The organism is Streptomyces xiaopingdaonensis, from assembly GCF_000262345.1.
GTDB classification, from domain to species: Bacteria; Actinomycetota; Actinomycetes; order Streptomycetales; family Streptomycetaceae; genus Streptomyces; species Streptomyces xiaopingdaonensis.
In genome coordinates, this window is the sequence record NZ_AJTQ01000024.1 from 1 (window position 1) to 980 (window position 980).

Annotated in this window: 1 protein-coding gene and 1 pseudogene; both read left to right on the forward strand. The window is 72.8% G+C overall.

Features of this window, described 5'->3' with window-relative positions; translation table 11 throughout:
* Window positions 1-192 (forward strand): annotated as a pseudogene (locus UWG_RS29295) (glycerophosphodiester phosphodiesterase); the annotation flags it as partial.
* 276 nt (window positions 193-468) lie between these two features.
* On the forward strand, window positions 469-957 hold the full coding sequence (locus UWG_RS0101495) for a GNAT family N-acetyltransferase (protein WP_016905434.1): 489 nt from the start codon (window positions 469-471) through the stop codon (window positions 955-957).
* Window positions 958-980: the final 23 nt, after the last annotated feature.

Below are 980 nucleotides of genomic sequence, written 5' to 3' on the forward strand. Positions count from 1 at the left end.
CTCGTCGTCCACCCGTACACCGTCCGGAACGAGAACAGCTTCCTCCCCGCCGACTTCCGCAGGGGCGAGGACCCCAACGCCTACGGCGACGCCTTCGGCTACTTCCGGAAGCTCTACGCCACCGGCATCGACGGCCTCTTCTCGGACAACTGCGACACGGCCCTGCTCGCCGCCGAAGAGTTCCGCGGCTGAGGACCGGCCCCGGCGCGAGGGCGCCGGGGCCGCCTCCACGGGCGGGCGAAACCCGTGCGGGCGCGGGGAGTTGGCAAAGTCACACGCGGCCGGCGCCCCGCTACGTTCCCGTTGTCCCGGATGCCTGCGCACAATGCCCACGAGCGAGGTTCCGCCGCGGCGGCCCGAGGGAATGGTGCGAGAGGCGACCGGCCGGGCCGGTGCCACCGACCCGGTGCGGCAGACCCTCGATCGCTTGACGCCCGGGTGAGACGAGCAATGGGGAGGCAGGCGCACATGGGCACCAGCGTGACCATCTCTGCGGCGGGCGAGCGGGACGCCGAACAGATACTCAAACTCCAGTACCTCTGCTTCCAGAGCGAGGCCGCCCGGTACGGCGACTACGGCATCGCGCCGCTCACCGAGACGCAGGAGGAGTTCCGCGCCCAACTCGCCCGTACGACGGTGCTGGTGGCGAGGCTCGGCGAGGAGATCGTCGGCGCCGTACGCGCGAGCCTCGACGAGGACGGCACGGTGAGCGTGGGCCGTCTCATCGTCCACCCCAGGCTCCAGCGGCACGGACTCGGCGGACGGCTCCTCGCCGGCGTCGAGCAGCGGCTCGCGGAGTCGGGCGCCCGGCGCTACCGGCTCGTCACGGGCGGGCGCAGCGAGGGGAACCAGCGGCTCTACCGCCGCTACGGGTACACACCGGCCGGCACGGAGCGGGACCGCGACGTCGTCCTGCTCACGATGGTGAAGGACGCAGCCGAGCCGGCCGGCGTCTGAGCGCTCCCCGCGGCACCCGCTCC

Excerpts from the sequence above, each read along its gene's own strand:
- UWG_RS0101495 (WP_016905434.1), top strand. The coding sequence starts at position 469 with ATGGGCACCAGCGTGACCATCTCTGCGGCGGGCGAGCGGGACGCCGAA.